Origin of the sequence: Algivirga pacifica (genome assembly GCF_039543525.1) — a bacterium.
GTDB classification, from domain to species: Bacteria; Bacteroidota; Bacteroidia; order Cytophagales; family Flammeovirgaceae; genus Algivirga; species Algivirga pacifica.
The window spans coordinates 1-1,263 of the sequence record NZ_BAABJX010000075.1 but is presented as its reverse complement, the minus strand read 5'-3'; the positions used below and the strand labels follow the sequence as shown (position 1 = coordinate 1,263).

1 protein-coding gene is annotated in these 1,263 nt (G+C 40.1%); it reads left to right on the top strand.

Annotated elements, in window-relative coordinates; translation table 11 throughout:
- The first annotated feature begins 194 nt into the window (after positions 1-194).
- Positions 195-1,142, top strand: coding sequence for a hydrogen peroxide-inducible genes activator (locus ABD985_RS21205; RefSeq protein ID WP_345375337.1), 948 nt, complete (start codon positions 195-197; stop codon positions 1,140-1,142).
- Positions 1,143-1,263: the final 121 nt, after the last annotated feature.

The following is a 1,263-nucleotide window of genomic DNA, read 5'->3' as shown; positions in this document are numbered from 1 at the left end:
TTCATCATACTTAGCTAACAGATTTTTTGGCCATTTAGGTCAAACCACTTTCAGACTACTATAGCATTGCCCTTTGTAATAATAGTAGCCGCTCTCTCCAAAAAAACCTTTTACCTTATACCTCTTACTTTTTCCCTCCAAAAAGTTGTATATTTCTTGCAAATAAAGTGCTTTTTTAAAGGGATTGATAGCGAATGAATATAACACTAACACAACTGGAGTACCTGATTGCGGTAGAACAACATGGAAGTTTCTCTAACGCAGCAGAGGCAAGCTTTGTGACGCAGCCAACCTTGAGTATGCAAATCAAGAAGTTGGAAGAGTTTCTTGGTGTAACGATTTTTGATCGTAGCAAACATCCTGTTACCCCAACCAAAGTGGGGAAACCTATTATCACACAGGCTTATCAGATTGTTCGGGAGGCTAAAAAGATAAAGGATATTGTTGACCAGCATAAAGGAATTATTGGAGGTGAGCTGAGAGTAGGTATCATTCCAACACTAGCACCTTATTTGTTGCCGCGCTTTGCGGGAGCATTGGTAAAGGAATATCAGGATGTCTCCTTAGTGGTGAAGGAATGGCAGACGGAGGAAATCCTAAGTGCCTTGAAGAATGATCGCATTGATGTAGGAATTCTAGTGACTCCTTTAAAAGAGAATGGGATTCAGGAAATGCCTTTGTTTTACGAAGAGCTTAGAGTATATACGAGCAAAGCACATCCATTTGAAAACCAATTGGAGGTGGATGTAGCAGATTTACAGTCACCAGATATATGGCTATTGAGTAGCGGACATTGCTTCCGTGATCAGGTGATCAACCTTTGTTCCGAGAGCAAGGACAAGATGACGAATAACCTTCCAATAGCCTATGAAAGTGGCTCTTTGGAGACACTTCGTAAGTTGGTCGATAAGGAAGGAGGCTTTACGCTTTTACCAGAACTAGCCATCGATGAGTTCGATGAGGAAGGACAGGAACGTATCCGTACCTTTAAGGATACCCGACCAGTACGAGAAGTCAGCCTGGTGTATTCTAAAGATTTTGCCAAGCAATCTTTATTAGAGGCATTGAAAAAGGTGATTCAGAAGAATGTCCCTAAAGCGATGCTGAAGAAGGAGAGAGGCAATATCGTGGAATGGAGATAGATAATTATTAATGAAGAATGAAGAATGAAGAATGAAGAATGAAGAATGAAGAATTTCTAACTGAGCTTTCGCTCATTGAAAATTTTGATTTAAGATATTCGTTCTAAGGCGCTATCTTTAT

Coding starts and splice junctions, on each gene's coding strand:
- ABD985_RS21205 (WP_345375337.1), top strand. CDS start 195: ATGAATATAACACTAACACAACTGGAGTACCTGATTGCGGTAGAACAA.